This window comes from Parahoeflea alexandrii, assembly GCF_027214025.1.
Classification (GTDB): domain Bacteria; phylum Pseudomonadota; class Alphaproteobacteria; order Rhizobiales; family Rhizobiaceae; genus Hoeflea; species Hoeflea alexandrii_A.
Map to the genome: position 1 here is coordinate 25,163 of NZ_JAPWHB010000013.1, position 15,379 is coordinate 40,541.

General features: G+C 62.1%; 15 protein-coding genes. 2 read left to right on the forward strand and 13 right to left on the reverse strand.

The features are described from left to right. Position 1 precedes the first annotated feature (1 nt). The 12 genes from O4H62_RS25505 to O4H62_RS25560 form a co-directional block, all read right to left on the reverse strand. The gene (locus tag O4H62_RS25505; RefSeq protein WP_269391704.1) at positions 2 to 1,183 is read right to left on the reverse strand and encodes a TrbI/VirB10 family protein; all 1,182 of its coding nucleotides are present in this window, start codon (positions 1,181 to 1,183) and stop codon (positions 2 to 4) included. Beyond that, a complete protein-coding gene (gene trbG / locus O4H62_RS25510; RefSeq protein WP_269391705.1) occupies positions 1,180 to 2,235 on the reverse strand; it encodes a P-type conjugative transfer protein TrbG in 1,056 nt (351 codons plus the stop codon). The genes O4H62_RS25505 and trbG overlap by 4 nt, the downstream gene beginning before the upstream one ends. Then, entirely contained in the window at positions 2,232 to 2,915 is a 684-nt protein-coding gene (trbF, locus tag O4H62_RS25515; protein WP_269391706.1) for a conjugal transfer protein TrbF, read from the reverse strand. The genes trbG and trbF overlap by 4 nt, the downstream gene beginning before the upstream one ends. Further along, a complete protein-coding gene (gene trbL / locus O4H62_RS25520) occupies positions 2,915 to 4,234 on the reverse strand; it encodes a P-type conjugative transfer protein TrbL (RefSeq protein WP_269391707.1) in 1,320 nt (439 codons plus the stop codon). The genes trbF and trbL overlap by 1 nt, the downstream gene beginning before the upstream one ends. 4 nt (positions 4,235 to 4,238) lie before the next feature. Continuing rightward, positions 4,239 to 4,511 (reverse strand): putative entry exclusion protein TrbK-alt, encoded by a 273-nt coding sequence (trbK-alt, locus tag O4H62_RS25525; RefSeq protein WP_269391708.1) that lies wholly within the window; start codon positions 4,509 to 4,511, stop codon positions 4,239 to 4,241. 2 nt (positions 4,512 to 4,513) lie between these two features. Further along, positions 4,514 to 5,287, reverse strand: coding sequence for a P-type conjugative transfer protein TrbJ (gene trbJ / locus O4H62_RS25530; RefSeq protein ID WP_269391709.1), 774 nt, complete (start codon positions 5,285 to 5,287; stop codon positions 4,514 to 4,516). Continuing rightward, complete coding sequence (gene trbE, locus O4H62_RS25535) at positions 5,284 to 7,767, reverse strand: conjugal transfer protein TrbE (RefSeq protein WP_269391710.1); 2,484 nt, start codon at positions 7,765 to 7,767, stop codon at positions 5,284 to 5,286. The genes trbJ and trbE overlap by 4 nt, the downstream gene beginning before the upstream one ends. Positions 7,768 to 7,777: 10 nt before the next feature. Continuing rightward, complete coding sequence (locus O4H62_RS25540; RefSeq protein ID WP_269391711.1) at positions 7,778 to 8,038, reverse strand: VirB3 family type IV secretion system protein; 261 nt, start codon at positions 8,036 to 8,038, stop codon at positions 7,778 to 7,780. Beyond that, positions 8,038 to 8,370, reverse strand: a complete 333-nt coding sequence (locus O4H62_RS25545; protein ID WP_269391712.1) for a TrbC/VirB2 family protein — start codon at positions 8,368 to 8,370, stop codon at positions 8,038 to 8,040. The genes O4H62_RS25540 and O4H62_RS25545 overlap by 1 nt, the downstream gene beginning before the upstream one ends. Next, the gene (gene trbB, locus O4H62_RS25550) at positions 8,367 to 9,350 is read right to left on the reverse strand and encodes a P-type conjugative transfer ATPase TrbB (RefSeq protein WP_269391713.1); all 984 of its coding nucleotides are present in this window, start codon (positions 9,348 to 9,350) and stop codon (positions 8,367 to 8,369) included. Before trbB ends, O4H62_RS25545 begins: the two co-directional genes overlap by 4 nt. Positions 9,351 to 9,526: 176 nt before the next feature. Continuing rightward, the gene (locus O4H62_RS25555) at positions 9,527 to 9,967 is read right to left on the reverse strand and encodes a CopG family transcriptional regulator (protein ID WP_269391714.1); all 441 of its coding nucleotides are present in this window, start codon (positions 9,965 to 9,967) and stop codon (positions 9,527 to 9,529) included. 11 nt (positions 9,968 to 9,978) lie between these two features. After that, a complete protein-coding gene (locus O4H62_RS25560) occupies positions 9,979 to 11,964 on the reverse strand; it encodes a conjugal transfer protein TraG (RefSeq protein ID WP_269391715.1) in 1,986 nt (661 codons plus the stop codon). A 306-nt stretch (positions 11,965 to 12,270) separates the two neighbouring features. Between O4H62_RS25560 and O4H62_RS25565 the strand changes: the two genes are divergently transcribed. Further along, entirely contained in the window at positions 12,271 to 13,311 is a 1,041-nt protein-coding gene (locus tag O4H62_RS25565; protein WP_269391716.1) for a nucleoid-associated protein, read from the forward strand. Continuing rightward, positions 13,301 to 14,503, forward strand: coding sequence for a hypothetical protein (locus O4H62_RS25570; RefSeq protein ID WP_269391717.1), 1,203 nt, complete (start codon positions 13,301 to 13,303; stop codon positions 14,501 to 14,503). Before O4H62_RS25565 ends, O4H62_RS25570 begins: the two co-directional genes overlap by 11 nt. A gap of 417 nt (positions 14,504 to 14,920) precedes the next feature. Here O4H62_RS25570 and O4H62_RS25575 read toward each other — a convergent pair. Beyond that, the coding region (locus O4H62_RS25575; RefSeq protein ID WP_269391718.1) for an integrase core domain-containing protein at positions 14,921 to 15,379 on the reverse strand (459 nt) is incomplete at its 5' end.

Here is a 15,379-nt window from a genome sequence, read left to right on the forward strand (position 1 = left end):
CTCAACCTCGATAGGGTTCGAGAACGAGATCGCGGGTGACGATGACACGAACCGGGGATCCCGACCGGACCGTCAGGGTTGGCGGCACCTGCAATTGGCGCTGAATGATCTGCTGACCGGCATCGTTGATGGTGTCCTGGGCGCCGCTGCGAATGGCTTGAACCAGCCGATCATCGTCATCCATGGTGAGTTCCGCGCCGACTGCGAGCAGCGTTGACAGCCCGGCCGCCTTTGCCAGATCCCACCAATGATAATCGACGCCGTCCTCCAGGCCCGCAAAGCCGCGTGTATCAGCACCCGGTTGATGCTCGAGCACGATGGACCGGCCGTTCGGAAAGATCAGGCGGTTCCACACGAGCAGGACCCTGCGCTGTCCAAAACCGACATCGTTCGAATACTCGCCGATGATGCGTGTGCCCTGAGGCACGAGCAGGATCTGCCCAGTCGGACTGTCATAGATGTGTTGCGTCACCTGGGCCGTGATTTGGCCGGGAAGGTCGGATCGGATGCCGGTGATCAGCGCGGCCGGGATCACCGAGCCGGCCTGAAGGACGAACGGTGACGCCGGCGACATGACGCGATCGGGCGCGACGGTGCCGCGGTCGGTCGGCGCGTTGAGGAAGGCGAGTTGGCGATCCCGTGCGGTAGTCGCTGCGGACTGCCCGGAAGGGTCGAGCCCCAGATAGTTCGGTACCTCAGATTCTACCGACCTGTTCGGGGTGGCGGTGCCGGCCTGGAAGAAGACGCGGCTGGTGCGTGCGGCTTCCGCCTCAGCAAGCCGCCGTTGCTCCTCGGGATCGGCCGCGGGCTGCGTGATGGCCGGTGGGGCGACGGGTTGTCCTCTTTCTTGGGCGGCAAGGATCGGCCGGCCGAGATCGCCCGGCAAAGGTGGACCGAGAACCGGGCCAGTATAGTCGTGCGGAAGGTCCTCAAGCCCATCCGCTGTGCGGCGATTGTCGGTCGTGTAGAGCTCCTCACCACCAGTCTGTGAGTCTGGTGGCCGAAGCGCATAGATCAGGGCTCCACCTATTCCGATGGACACGATCAAACTGGCTGCCGCCAGGGTCCGCCGCGACAATCGCGTGACCTGTGGCGGTTTCGCCCGCAAGCGCATTGCTGCGGCTACGTCGGTCTCGGGTCCGGAGCGCTCCGAACCTGGCCCTCTGGTGTTTTCATCGCTCATGACTCATGTCCTCCGCTATGGCCCCTCGGCGCTTGCGAAGGTCCACTGGACCTTCGCATCCACGAGAGTGGACCGCTTCTCACTCCGTCGGTTCGCACGATCCTGACCACCTGTTGCTTGCGGCCGCTGCCGAGGCGCAGTTCCGCCGCGGCAAAGATCTGGTCGACGATCAGGATGTTGTCGTGGATGCGGCTGTTGACAATCTGCGGTTCGCCGTCAGATCCGATCACGAAGAGGGGCGGCATCTCGCCCTGGACAATGCCCCGGGGGAACTGGATATAAACGCGACGGCCATCATCGAAGACCGAAACCGGTCGCCATGGCGGCGTGTCGCCGGTCAGGGCGTAGCGGTAGTGGCGCGCGCTCAGAGCCGGTATTGAGGGCCGGGCAGGTGTGGTCTGGCCCTTCTTGGCGGGTCGCTCCGGATAGGACCAGGCGACGGCCGGCATGAACGGCTCTTCTCCAGCACGCAGCTCGATCATGTAGACACGCCGGTCGGTGCTGATAACGAGGTTCGTCGCGATATCAGGGCGTGTAGGCTTGACGAGGATGTGGGCGCGGCGTGTGCGTCCACTTCCGCTTTCCGTGTCGCCGATGATCCAGCGGGCCGTGTCGCCAGCCGCGATTGGTCCGGCGCCGGTCAGGCTCTCACCGGGCTCGAGTGCGATATTGGTGATCTGACCCGGAGCGGCATAGACTTGGTAGAGCGCACCTTCGCTCCAGGGATAGATCTGGATGGCGTTGTAGTAACCCTCACGCCTTGGCTCGACCCTTGCGGCGGCGTTGGCGTTCTCGACACGACCGGTCGACGTGCTCGCGGTCTTTCCGCCATGAGCGGGCGTCCAGGCCGGAGGAACGTGCAGCGGCTTCGGAGTTTCATCGGTGACCGCGGCCGGCACCGAGGGTAGGAGCGGCACATCGTTGTCGTAGGTGATTTCCGGCGGCTTATAGGTCGCGCAGCCGGAAAGCGCCGAAACGGAAATCAGGAGAACAGCGAAAGAGGCTTTGCACAAAACCGCCCCTCCGGTTTTACGGAAAAGAGGCACTGTCATTGTCCAAGCTCCTTCGACCAATTGATGGCATTGATGTAGATCCCGAGCGGGTTCTTGCGCAGGCGCTCCGCATTGCGCGGCGGCTGGACGACGATTGTCAGGATCGCGGTCCAGCGCTCGGTCGCGGCAAGTTGGCCGTTCTCGTAGTGGCGCTCGGTCCAGGCGACCCGGAAACTGTTGGGTGAGGCACGGATGACGCTGGAAATCTCGACAGCGACCTGGCTCTTGCCGACCTTGGCAAAGGGATCGTTTGCGCGGGCATAGTCGTTGAGCGCCAACGCGCCGCGGTCGGTGGTGAAGTCATAGGCTCGGAGCCAGTTTTGACGCACGATGATTGGATCAGCGGGAATGGCGCGGACATTCTCGATGAAGCGAGCCAAGTGGAAGGTGACCTGCGGATCGGTCGGCTCATAGTCGGCCGCGGCCGGCCCCACCGCCTGCGCTTCGCCGAGGGCATCAACCTGTACGATCCAGGGCACCACGGTGCCGCGCATCGACTGCCAGACCAGTGCCGAGGCGAAGCCGGTCGCCAGGAGCAGGCAACCGAAGGCCATTAGCCGCCAGTTCTTTGCCTGTACGCGAGCGGAGCCGATACGCTCGTCCCAGACTTGGGCTGCTTTCTGGTAAGGGGTCTCGGGTTTGCGCGTCTTGCCGTAATGGGTTGCGGGTCTCTTGAACATCAGCGGTCACCTTCGGATAGATCGATGGAGGAGCCGCCGCCATGGGCGTCTCCGGAACGGATGGAATGGGCGGTGGCGGAAGCGCCGTGGCTGACGTGCTGGGACTGTTTCATACGCCTGGCCCAGGCGGGCATGTCGCCTTGCGTGGCTGCGGCAGTGGGTTCAGCCGCTGGGGCGTTGGAAAAACTGCCACCACTGGCCTCAAGGGCTGCCCGTCCCCCCTCGGCATAGCTTTGCTTCATGCTGGCCGAAGCGTGCCGGAGGGGTGAGGCAACGGCGCCTGCGCCCGCTTTGGCGACCCCACCGACACCGGCGGCGACCCCGGAGGGTCCCGATTGTCCGGCGGAGGCGAGCGAATAGGAGATTGCCGCTCCTCCCGCCAGTGCAGCGCTCCCCCGGGCCGCACTGGAGCCTGCGGCCAGTGCAGCCGATCCGCCTCTCGCGGCAAGGGCGCTGCCGGCAACCATCATGCCGCCGGCGGCGAGACTGGTCCCGACCGCGGCGCCCGCACCGAGCTGCGGACCTCCGGAGACGATGCCGTTGGCGATTCCCGGTCCGAATATGCCGAGCCCCAACAAGGAGAGCGCCGCGAGCACGATGGCCATGGCCTCGTCGATCGTCGGCTGCTCGCCACCAAAACCGCCGGTGAACTGGGAGAAGAGGGTCGAGCCGATGCCTATGATGACGGCAAGCACCAGCACCTTGATGCCCGAGGAAATCACGTGGCCGAGGACCCGCTCGGCCATGAACGCGGATTTGCCGAAGAGGCCGAAGGGGATCAGTACGAAACCGGCGAGCGTCGTCAGCTTGAACTCTATCAGGGTGACGAAGAGCTGGATGGAGAGAATGAAGAAGGCGAGGAGTACCAGCGCCCAGGCAAAAAGCAGGCAGGCGATCTGGATGAAATTCTCGAAGAAGGCCCAATACCCCATCAGGTCTGAGATGGATTCGAGTAATGGTCGGCCTGCATCGAGACCGATCTGGGCCACCTTGCCCGGTTGCAGGAGGTCCGCGGCGGAAAATCCTGTGCCGCTGGCCTTCAGCCCAAGTCCGGCGAAGCTCTCGAAGACGATGCGGGCGAGGTTGTTCCAGTTGGAAATGATGTAGGCGAAGACGCCAATGAAGAGGGTCTTCTTGACGAGCCTCGCGATTATGTCGTCATCGGCGCCCCAGGACCAAAACAGCGCGGCCAGCGTCACGTCAATGACAATCAGTGTGGTGGCGATGAACGCCACCTCGCCACCGAGCAGGCCGAACCCGGAATCGATGTAGGAGGTGAAGACCTGCAGGAAATGGTCAATGACGCCGGTGTCGCCCATGACGCTATTGCCTTTCCGGCTCGCCGCCGAGGAAGCGCTGCCGGTTCTCCGACCAGACTGAAAGGCAGTCCGTATCGCGGGTTGCCGCTTCTCCGAGTCTCTGGCAACGGCGCAGTTCGCGGCGGGCCGGATCGGCGTGGTGACTGGCGGACGCTGCCGGTGCGGAAACTGAGCCCTTCGGCGCTTGGGGCGCCCGGGTCAGTTCGAGCACGGTCGCCGTGATAGCGACCGCGACAAAGATGATGGCGCCGATGCGTGCGAGGGTTTTACCGTCCATGGTCAATCGCCGCCGTTAAACATCCGGACGTTGCCGGGCTGGTAGCCGGCCCCCGGTTCGAGGAAGCGGCTTCGTTGCTCGCGGCCCTGTTCGGCAGCCGCAGCCCGCTCGGCGTCGGCCATGGCCCGAGCACGACCGTTGGCGGCGACAACGGCGGTGAGATCGGCAAGTTGCTGGCCCTGCAGGGCCAGAAGCTGATTGCCCGCCTGGGTCGCCTGTAGCGCACCGGCCGCTCCCTGGCTCCTGCCGACCAACTCGCTCATTTGGGTGCGGTTGGTGTCGATATTGCCGATCACACCGGCCTGCACGCGCATCGCATCCTGCAGACCGGCGACCGTGTTTTCCCATCGCTCGCGCGCGCCCGCGATCAGGTCCTGATCGGAGGCCGAGATCGAAGCATCGCCATAGGTGGTTTGAAACGCCTGATCGATCTGCTGGACATCAAAAGCGATGCGCTGAGCATCGTTCAGGAGTTGTTGCGTGCGCTGAACTGATTGCTGGAGCTGCTCCAGCGCGGAATAGGGCAGGCTCGCCAGATTGCGCGCCTGGTTGATCAGCATCTGGGCCTGGTTCTGGAGCGAAGTGATCTGATTGTTGATCTGTTCGAGCGCGCGGGCCGCCTGGAGAATGTTCTCGGCGTGATTGGTCGGGTCGTAGACAATGCGGCCGAAGCCGAAGAGCGCGTGGGCGGGCGGCGCCATCATGGGCGACAGGGCAACAGGCAGGGACAGAAAGGATGCGGCGATCAGTGCCGCGCGGGTACGACGGAAGGTCATGACTGGGTCTCCATGTTGTTGAGGGTGGGGATGAGGTCGGCCGCCCAGCCGGCGTTGCGGGCGCGCAGCCAGGCCTCGGTGAAGCCATCGCGACCATGTTCGGCGAGGAGCTTTTCGAGAGCGGCGTGATCGGCTTTGGATGAGGCGCCGCAGAAGGCGAGCGCCACTTCGCCAAGGGCGAGTTCGAACAGCCGGTTGCCGGAACGGGATTGGCAGTAATAGTCGCGCTTGGGCGTCGCCCGTGCGAGGATCTCGATCTGCCGGTCGTTCAATCCGAAGCGCCGGTAGATCGCGGTTATTTGCGGTTCGATGGCGCGCTCGTTCGGCAACAGAATACGGGTCTGGCAGCTCTCGATGATCGCCGGCGCGATCGGCGAGTTGTCGATGTCGGAGAGCGACTGCGTGGCGAAGACGACGGAAGCGTTCTTCTTCCTCAATGTCTTCAGCCATTCACGCAGTTGTCCGGCGAAACCCTCGTCGTCGAGCGCGAGCCAGCCCTCGTCGATGATCAACAGGGTCGGCCTACCGTCGAGTTGATCCTCGATGCGATGGAAGAGATAGGCGAGTACGGCGGGCGCGGCGCCGGTGCCGATGAGGTCCTCGGTCTCGAAGGCCTGCACCGGCGCATGGCCAAGGCGCTCGCTCTCCGCGTCGAGCAATCGCCCGTCGGGGCCGCCGACGCAGTAGGACTGGAACGCCCGCTTCAGGTCCTGTGATTGCAGCAGGACGGACAATCCGGTGATCGTGCGTTCCTCGATGGGTGCGGAAGCCAGCGAGGTGAGGGCAGCCCACAGATGCTCCCGCGCCTGGGGATCGATCGTCACCCCCTCCCGGCGCAGAATATTGACCAGCCAATCGCCTGCCCAAGCGCGCTCGGGCACGTCTTGGATACGTGCCAGTGGCTGGAGGGAGACGCTGTCCTGGCTGCCCTCCGTCAATCCACCACCGAGATCGTGCCAATCTCCTCCGCAAGCGAGCGTGGCTACACGGATGGAGCCACCGAAATCGAAGGCGAATATCTGTGCATCACGGTAGCGTCGAAACTGCAACGCCATCAGGGCCAGAAGGACCGACTTGCCGGCTCCAGTCGGGCCAACGACTAGCGTGTGGCCGACATCGCCGACATGAAGGGAAAACCGGAACGGGGTCGAGCCTTCGGTCTTGCCGAAGAGCAGGGGAGGTGCTGCCAGGTGCTCGTCCCGTTCCGGCCCCGCCCACACCGCCGATAGCGGGATCATGTGGGCGAGATTGAGCGTGGAGATCGGCGGTTGCCGGACATTGGCGTAGACTTGACCGGGCAGTCCGCCGAGCCAGGCTTCCACGGCATTGACGGTTTCCGGCATCGCCGTGAAGTCGCGGCCCTGGATCACCTTTTCAGTGAGCCGCAGCTTCTCGTCGGCAATGCGGGGGTCCTCATCCCAAACGGTCAGTGTTGCTGTCACATAGGCCTGGCCGGCGATGTCGGCGCCCAATTCCTGCAGGGCCTCGTCGGTATCCGCAGCCTTGTTGGCGGCATCGGTATCGAGAAGTGCTGACGCCTCATTGGTCATCACCTCCTTGAGGATGGCGGCGATCGACTTGCGCTTGGCGAACCATTGCCGGCGGATGCGGGTCAGCAGGCGTGTGGCATCGACCTTGTCGAGCAGGATCGCGCGGGTTGACCAGCGATAGGGAAAGGCGAGCCGGTTGAGTTCATCAAGAATGCCGGGGGTCGTGGCGCTGGGGAACCCGACGATCGTCAGGACGCGCAGATGCGCGTTGCCCAGCATTGGCTCAAGTCCACCAGTGAGCGGCTGATCTGCGAGCAGCGCATCGAGATACATCGGAATCTCGGGCACGCGTACGCGATGCCGGTTGGTCGAAATAGTCGCATGCAGATAGGTCAAGGTCTCGGCCTCATCGAGCCAGGCGCATTCGGGCATGAAACTTTCAAGGAGTGACAGCACGCGCGATGTGCGATCGATGAATCCCTGAAGTTGCTCGCGCGCGCCTGCTTCGCCGCTTCGTTCCCGGCCCTCATAGAGCAACCGTTCCGTGCGGGAAGCGTCTTCGGCCGGCGGCAGATAGAGGAAGGTCAGATAGTAACGAGACTCGTAATGCGCGCTGCTGGGCCGGCGATCGTCCCACTGGGATGATCGCTCATCGGTCTCACCCTCGAACATCGCTTTCCGCTCCGCATCGACAAGCGCTGAGGCCGGGTCGGGAAACGTGCTCTCCGGGTAGTCGCCCGCGGGGATCCGCATTGCTTCGACGAAGATCGCCCAGCCGGAACCGAGGCGGCGGAAGGCGTTGTTGAGCCTTCCCGCGACGGCGACCAGTTCGGCGGCGACGGCGCTGTCGAGATCTGGCCCTCGGAAGCGGGCGGTACGCTGGAAAGAACCGTCCTTGTTGAGGACAACGCCTTCGCCGACGAGGGCTGCCCAGGGCAGAAAGTCCGCGAGGCGGGTTGAATTGCGGCGGTATTCGGTGAGGTTCATCATAGTATCTGCCTCACACGCTCAGATGCGACGGAATGCGAAGGTGGCGCCGCCCGACATCCGCGAAGAGCGGGTCGTGTCGGGCGGCCCAGACCGCGACGGCATGGCCGATCGCCCAGAGGACGAGACCAACGAGCCACAGACGCAGCCCGAGACCGAGCGCGGCGGCGAGCGTGCCGTTCAGAATCGCGATCGCACGTGGCGCGCCGCCGAGCAGGATTGGCTCGGTCAGGGCACGGTGGACGGGCACAACGAAACCGGGGATGTCGTTCATCAGATCAGTGCCCCGCCGCCGAAGGAGAAGAACGAAAGGAAGAAACTTGAGGCGGCGAAGGCGATCGACAGGCCGAAGACAATCTGGATCAGACGCCGGAAACCGCCCGACGTGTCGCCGAAAGCAAGCGTCAGACCGGTGATGATTATGATGATCACCGCCATGATCTTGGCGACGGGCCCCTCGATGGATTCAAGGATAGACTGCAGCGGCGCTTCCCAGGGCATGGACGAACCTGCCGCGTGAGCGGCCGACGCGACCATCAAGGTGATCACGGATGTTGACGCGGCGCCAGCGGCCTTGCAGCAATGACGAAAGGTGAGGGGGATCATGCGGGTGGTCCTTCTAAAATCCGGGTTGCGGGGCTGAGACGATAGTCACCGTCCGGCGTCAGGCCTGTAACGACGGAGAGTTCGCAGAGACGGCGTTCGGCGCCGCGGCCGGAAAGCACGATGACGAGATCGATAGTTTCTGCGATCAGCGCGCGGGGAACCGTGACCACGATTTCCTGGATCAGTTGTTCGAGACGGCGCAGGGCGCCGATGGCTGTGCCGGCATGGATCGTGCCGATGCCGCCGGGATGTCCGGTGCCCCAGGCCTTCAGGAGGTCGAGCGCTTCCGGCCCACGCACCTCACCGATCGGGATGCGGTCGGGGCGCAGGCGCAGCGACGAACAGACCAGATCGGAAAGTGTGGCCACGCCGTCCTTGGTGCGCATGGCGACGAGGTTCGGCGCCGCGCATTGCAACTCACGCGTATCCTCGATGATGACAACGCGATCCGCGCTCTTGGCCACCTCGGCGAGTAGCGCATTTGTCAGCGTGGTCTTGCCGGTCGAGGTGCCGCCGGCGACGAGGATATTCTTGCGGCTAACGATGGCTGCGCGCAGCGCATCGGCCTCGCCCGCATTCATGATGCCGCGCGAGACATAATCGTCGAGCGAGAAAAGAGCGACGGCCGGTTTACGGATTGCAAAGGTCGGCGCAGTGACGACAGGCGGCAACAACCCCTCAAAGCGTTCACCCGATTCAGGCAGTTCCGCCGAGACGCGTGGGCTTCCGGCATGAACCTCCGCGCCGACATGATGGGCGACGAGGCGGATGATTCGCTCTCCGTCGGCTGGGGCGAGGGTTTCGCCCGTGTCCGCAAGGCCTTCGGAAAGGCGGTCGATCCACAGCCGGCCGTCCGGATTGAGCATCACCTCGACGATGCCAGGCTCTTCCAGAAAGCGCGCGATCGCCGGTCCGAGCGCGCTGCGCAGCATACGTGCGCCGCGCCGAAGGGTCTCCGATTTCTGATATGCAGCCGGCATCTCGCCCCCGATAATGGTTGGGATCGCGATGGCGATCCGGATCGGGATAAGTAAAAGAGGCAGGAAATGGCCTCGCGCAACACCATCAAGGGCGTAGTAGGGGTGTGGCGTGCAATGACAGGGAAATGGCGGATGTCCTACGTACGCGGTGGGTTTCCCGGTGACACCAAGCAGCCCTAATCATGTGTGTCGCGAGTCGGAGCACCCGGTGCGGAGGGAGAGACGTCCTCAGGGATCTCCCTTAGAAAACTCTGCCCTTTCTGTAGCCGACGCCCGAGCGTCTCGACAAAGCCCTCGAAGCGTTCCCGGCCCTTGATCTGAGCAGACGACTGCGCGTCCTGGGGGAGTGGCGGTGTGATCGTGAGCCAGAACCGGATGAAGAGCGCCAGTGTCTCGGCGCTAATGCCGACGTCGCGTTCAACCCGCTGCATCTGTCGAGTCAGGCGGTCGAGCCTGCGGGTGAATGCGGCTTCCATGCGGTCAGACCCGTCCGGCGACAAAAACGAGGCGACCGCCGCCTCAACGATGGCCGAACGGGACAAGCCCTTGCGATCGGCGAGGTCGCCGATTTGTTTGAGCATTTCTGGCGGGAAATAAACGTTCATCCGGCTGCGCATTATATTTGTCCTTACAATTCTATTTCGTCCCTGGGGTCGAGCGCCGCCTGTCGCGCGACCTGCCGGCCTCGTCGTTGAAACGCCTGTGCTTGCCGCGCAGGATCATCGGCATCATCTTCCAACAGGTCGAACTCTTTCGACGGAGGTGGTTCCTTGGGCGGTTGTACGACTTCCTCGTGTTCGGCCAGTTCCGGCTGCCGTCGTATTCCGCCATCTGAACTGTCCTCAGCGGGCCAGTTGTCATCAGGAGTTGGTTCGGCTTTTGGTGCGGCGACACGACCGGTCCAGGTGGCGTTTCCCGCAGACGGTATGATTTTGGATGGATCGGGCGGGGCCAGGACCCTCTCTGTGAACCGTCCGTCCTCATAGTAGCGGGCCTTCTTTGCCCGGATCGGCGGTAGGCCCGCAAGCATGACGATCTCGTCGGTGGCGGGAAATTGCATGACCTCGCCGGGTGTCAGCAACGGTCTCGCGGTCTCCTGTCGCGACACCATTAGATGGCCAAGCCAGGGCGAGAGCCTGTGACCCGCATAATTCTTCATGGCCCGCATTTCCGTGCCCGTGCCGAGCGCATCCGATATCCGTTTGGCGGTACGTTCGTCATTGGTCGCGAAGCTTACGCGGACATGGCAGTTGTCGAGGATCGCATTGTTGGGGCCATAGGCTTTCTCGATCTGGTTAAGCGACTGCGCGATCAGGAAGGCCTTGATTCCGTATCCGGCCATGAAGGCGAGGGCGCTCTCGAAGAAATCGAGCCGACCGAAGGCTGGAAACTCGTCGAGCATGAACAATACACGCTGGCGCCGGGTTTTGGCCCGCAGGTCCTCGGTGAGGCGTCGCGCGATCTGGTTCAGCACGAGCCGGATCAACGGTTTGGTGCGCGATATATCTGAGGGTGGGACGACCAGATAGAGCGTGGCGGGTTGCTCACCTTCGACCAGATCCGCAATGCGCCAATCGCAGCGCCGCGTCACCTTCGCCACGACGGGATCGCGATACAGTCCGAGGAAGGACATCGCGGTGGAAAGCACGCCGGAGCGTTCGTTGTCGGCCTTGTTGAGGAGTTCGCGTGCCGCAGAGGCGACCACCGGATGCGGGCCGGCCTCGCCAAGGTGGGGTGTGGTCATCATTGCCTTGAGCGTTGCCTCGATCGGCCGCTTCGGATCGGACAGAAACGCGGCAACCCCGGCCAGCGACTTATCCGGTTCAGCATAGAGAACATGGAGAATGGCGCCGACCAGAAGCGCATGACTGGTCTTTTCCCAGTGGTTGCGCCGTTCAAGGGATCCTTCCGGGTCAACCAGAATGTCGGCGACGTTCTGGACATCGCGCACTTCCCAGTCGCCGCGGCGAACCTCAAGCAGAGGATTATAGGCGGTCGAACTCGGGTCGGTCGGGTCGAATAGCAGGACACGGCCATGCTGCGACCGGAACCCGGCGGTGAGTTCCCAATTCTCGCCCTTGATGTCATGGACAACGGCGGAGCCGGGCCAGGTCAGGAGGGTGGGAACGACCAGACCAACGCCTTTGCCTGACCGAGTTGGCGCGAAGCACAGAACATGCTCGGGTCCATCGTGACGAAGGTAGTTTTCCGCGAACTTACCGAGCACGACGCCGTCCGGTCCGAGCAGGCCGCTGCGTGCAATTTCCTTTGGTTCGGCCCAGCGTGCGGAGCCGTAGGTGATCACGTCTTCGGCTTCTCGTGCGCGCCATACCGACATCACGATGGCCGCGCCGATCGAAAGGAAACCGCCCGAGGCCGCGATGCAGGCACCCTCGACGAAGATCGGCGGAGCATACGCTTCATAGGCATACCACCACCAGAAAAACGCTGGCGGGTAGTAAAATGGAAAGCCGGCCAGTTCGAACCAGGGAGTCCCGAGCTGAGGCTGAAATCCAAGCCGCCATGCAACCCATTCGGTCGCCCCCCATGTGGTGGTGAGGACGATCAGGAAGACGATGGCGATTTGGCCCCAGAGGATTTTGGTCGCGGACATTGTCGCGCATCATGAGCTTCTGACCGACCGTACTTGCAAGCGAAGTCAGAAGGTCGTCTAACGAACGGCGGCAGTTGCGCACATAAAGGACAGATTGAATGCTCTGCGGAGCAGGCGCGTTTTAATAAATGACTGCTGTGCGCCCCAATTCAGGCGTACAAGCCGGACAGTCCGATTTTGGTGCGACGGGCGTCAAATCAGAAGTAGCATACCACTCAGAATTGGGCAGGGTCGCGCCAAGCGCTAACGGGGTCCGCAGGCTCAGGTACCTCCAAAGACTATGGCAATATTCCTCGGAATCATGAAATGATAAAGCGCAGCAATGGGGGGGAGATTTTGCCTGACAATATTATCAAGGTCGCGATCCATCACTTGGAGCGCAATCCCGAAAACATTTACGAAGTTCATCAGGGCAATGGGCAGCTCGCGGTCAGCGCGACGGCCAAACGCCTTATCGATGAATTGCATAAGCTCTACGCCCGTCGCCCGTCAAAGGCCTACGGTAAGTTCTCCGAAAATACGGCCGACTACCCGACGTCGGTCCGGCTGACCGAATACCTCACCCAAGCGGCGTCTTTCGAAGACACGACGATTGCGTTGATGAACACCCTGGCGAAGGAAGCTCAGGCGCGCGCGGCCTCCGAAGGTGGGCACGTGTTCTTCGCGCATTTCCAACGCGACGACAGGCAATACATCCTGGTCGCCATCGTCAACGACAAGATTAGCGCTGCGTTGACCGACGCAGCCGACCTTCAGGACGTTAAGCACCTTGATGTCGACGGCTACCGTTTCGCCGGCCGGGTGAGTCTTGAGAGTTGGGCAAACAACGAGGAGCGGTACGTCAGCTTCTTAAAGGGCAAAGGCAACGTTTCGGAATACTTCATGGCCTTTCTGGGTTGCGACACGACCGCTGCCAGCCGGGTCGACACCTCCAACATGGTCAAGGCGATCAAGCATTTCGCCGACAGTCGACCCTTCGAACCGGCTGAACGAGCCGAGTTCATGACCCGTGCGAACGATATATGCGCCAGGGACTCCAAGGCCGATAAGGCAATTAACTTTGCGACCTTGGCGAACGAGTTGTATCCCGATGACCCGGAAGCCCTCATCGAGGTATTGGCCGATCCTGATCGCGGCCTGAGCGACGGATTCGTCGCCGATCGCAGGGCATTGCGTGGCCTGGTGTCCTTCAAGCGTAAGACGTCGAACTGGTCGGTCGAGTTCGAACGCGAGGCGCTGAATTCTGACAAGGTCCGGTATGATCCGGAGTCGAACAGCATCATCCTTTTCGATGTGCCCGACGACCTCCGTGAAGATTTGCTGGCGGAGAGAGCCGATGGCGAATGATGCCATCACCTGGGCGGACCTTCTGGAGATATACTGGAACTGCGTCTGGGTGGATGACCACATTGCAAATCTGACCATCGTCAGCGCCGGCATCGCAAGGACGCTAGAGCTCGTCGAGACTTCCGACCGCGCCTATCACGAGGCCGACATAGCCTTGCAGGACGATAATGCGCAGCTCACGGTCGGTTCTGACGTCGAAGTGCGTATCGGTTCACCCCACCGTAGCCTAGGCCTATTGCTAAAGGATTGGGACGCGTTGCTCGCCTCCTCGTTCTCCAGGATGCGCGAGCCGTCGGCCTTCTTCATCCGCTCCGACAAAACCCACAATGCCACCCTGCCTCCCACCGAGACGCTTCTCCAATATCGGTCGACCATGAAGCTAGTGAAGCTTCTCTCGGAATCCGCGCTGTTCGCCGATCAACAGCAAGCCAAGCTCGTGTATTTTGCCGATGCTCGCATCGAAGTGCCGGTAAAGTTTACCGCGAAGGACCTGCGTTCCATCGATTCCGCTCAGGTCGACCTCCTTGCGAAGGCCCTCGAAGGTGAAGTCCATGCGGAACAGCGCCTCGGTATCCTGGCGGACGCTGTGGTGGAGCTTGTTTCTGGTCAGATCGCTGTCAGCCGCTTTCACTATCTTATGCAGAACGTCGACGAACTCGTCCGGCGGGTTAACGACGGGTACCGCTTGTTCGCGTCGAGCTTCTCTTACTCGAAAATCCGCAGCGAGCTGGAGAAGACCCAATCCGAATACGTAGCCAGGATCCACAAGACGTTCAGCGACATCCAAGGCCAGCTTCTGGTTCTGCCCGTTGCATCCGTCGTTGTCGCAACGCAATTGAAAGCGCCGAGCGTCTGCGGCCCCGAGCTTTTGGCCAACGTTGCCGTAGTCTGCGGTGCCTGTCTGTTCGCCGCCTTACTGATCGCATCCTGCATTAATCAATGGATGACGCTCAACGCTATATCGAGCGAGATCAAAGGCCAGCGGACTAGGCTCAACGCCGAGTTCAGTGAGATCAAAGACCTCTTTACCGGCAGCTTCGATGCTCTCGACGGTCGGATCCGGTGGCACAGGTGGGTAATGGCCTTGATCGCCGGCCTGTGCGTGGTCGGCGCAGGGTTTACTGTAAGGGCCTATTTTGTGCTCACGAACGTCGACGCATGGTCGTGCCTGGTCGGGCACGGGGCCCCATAGCAATGCATGGCCACCGCCAAAAAGGCGAAGGGTTGCTGCTAAGAATGCCCGCTTAGATTAGACGCTCCAGGGGGAACGTCCGCTTCCGGGATAGTCGCTGCAAAATGCGGACGGCCGGGATGGTGCGAGAGCGATCTTAGAGGTCACTCGCGCTTGGTGGCGTCTATTACATCCCGACCTCCAGTACCGGACAGTCCCATCCCGGCCCCGATTCCGGTCATCCGTCTTCGCAGCAGAAAACGCCCGCTGTCCGCCCGTTTGAGATCTATCCCAAAATTTGCCGTACAGGCGTTCCCGCAGCCTATACTCGGGATCCGCAACCGTGATGCGCTTGCGTGTTCGTGAAATGTTCCTATTCTTCGAAAATGCCAGAGCAGTACCGCAAATACCACCGTCACCTGACCTGCCACTGAACTTTCATCCGGCTGCGATTAGAGCCTCGGCGGTTTTGGATACGCCAAATGGCGCGGTGTGAGCAACCGGCTCAAACGCGAAGCTTCCATATTGCGCAGCGTTGGAGCCGGTTGCGGCGATTATCCCGGCATAGTCTGCCGGGGTCTGGTATCCGAGCGATGAGTGCGGCCGGAAATTGTTGTAATCGTTTGCCCATTCAGCAATGGCGCTGCGGGCATGATCGAGGCCGAAGAACAGGCTTTCATTCAGCAACTCGTCACGCATGCGGCCGTTGAAGCTCTCGACATAGCCGTTTTGCATTGGCCTTCCTGGTGCGATGTAGTGCCACTCGACCTTGTGATCCTTCGACCAGGCGAGGATGGCGTTCGAGGTGAGTTCTGTGCCGTAGCACGTCGGGAACATGTTCTGCCGACAGGTTATGGCCGCACGCGCAGCTTCCATATCGCGCAGCGGGTGGCCATA

Bases quoted from the DNA above. Each gene is read 5' to 3' on its own strand.
- trbB (WP_269391713.1), bottom strand. From the start codon at position 9,350: ATGCCGGCTGCATATCAGAAATCGGAGACCCTTCGGCGCGGCGCACGT.
- trbJ (WP_269391709.1), bottom strand. From the start codon at position 5,287: ATGACCTTCCGTCGTACCCGCGCGGCACTGATCGCCGCATCCTTTCTG.
- O4H62_RS25555 (WP_269391714.1), bottom strand. From the start codon at position 9,967: ATGCGCAGCCGGATGAACGTTTATTTCCCGCCAGAAATGCTCAAACAA.
- O4H62_RS25505 (WP_269391704.1), bottom strand. From the start codon at position 1,183: ATGAGCGATGAAAACACCAGAGGGCCAGGTTCGGAGCGCTCCGGACCC.
- trbK-alt (WP_269391708.1), bottom strand. From the start codon at position 4,511: ATGGACGGTAAAACCCTCGCACGCATCGGCGCCATCATCTTTGTCGCG.
- trbF (WP_269391706.1), bottom strand. From the start codon at position 2,915: ATGTTCAAGAGACCCGCAACCCATTACGGCAAGACGCGCAAACCCGAG.
- O4H62_RS25545 (WP_269391712.1), bottom strand. From the start codon at position 8,370: ATGATCCCCCTCACCTTTCGTCATTGCTGCAAGGCCGCTGGCGCCGCG.
- trbE (WP_269391710.1), bottom strand. From the start codon at position 7,767: ATGATGAACCTCACCGAATACCGCCGCAATTCAACCCGCCTCGCGGAC.
- O4H62_RS25565 (WP_269391716.1), top strand. From the start codon at position 12,271: ATGATAAAGCGCAGCAATGGGGGGGAGATTTTGCCTGACAATATTATC.
- trbL (WP_269391707.1), bottom strand. From the start codon at position 4,234: ATGGGCGACACCGGCGTCATTGACCATTTCCTGCAGGTCTTCACCTCC.
- trbG (WP_269391705.1), bottom strand. From the start codon at position 2,235: ATGACAGTGCCTCTTTTCCGTAAAACCGGAGGGGCGGTTTTGTGCAAA.
- O4H62_RS25570 (WP_269391717.1), top strand. From the start codon at position 13,301: ATGGCGAATGATGCCATCACCTGGGCGGACCTTCTGGAGATATACTGG.
- O4H62_RS25560 (WP_269391715.1), bottom strand. From the start codon at position 11,964: ATGTCCGCGACCAAAATCCTCTGGGGCCAAATCGCCATCGTCTTCCTG.
- O4H62_RS25540 (WP_269391711.1), bottom strand. From the start codon at position 8,038: ATGAACGACATCCCCGGTTTCGTTGTGCCCGTCCACCGTGCCCTGACC.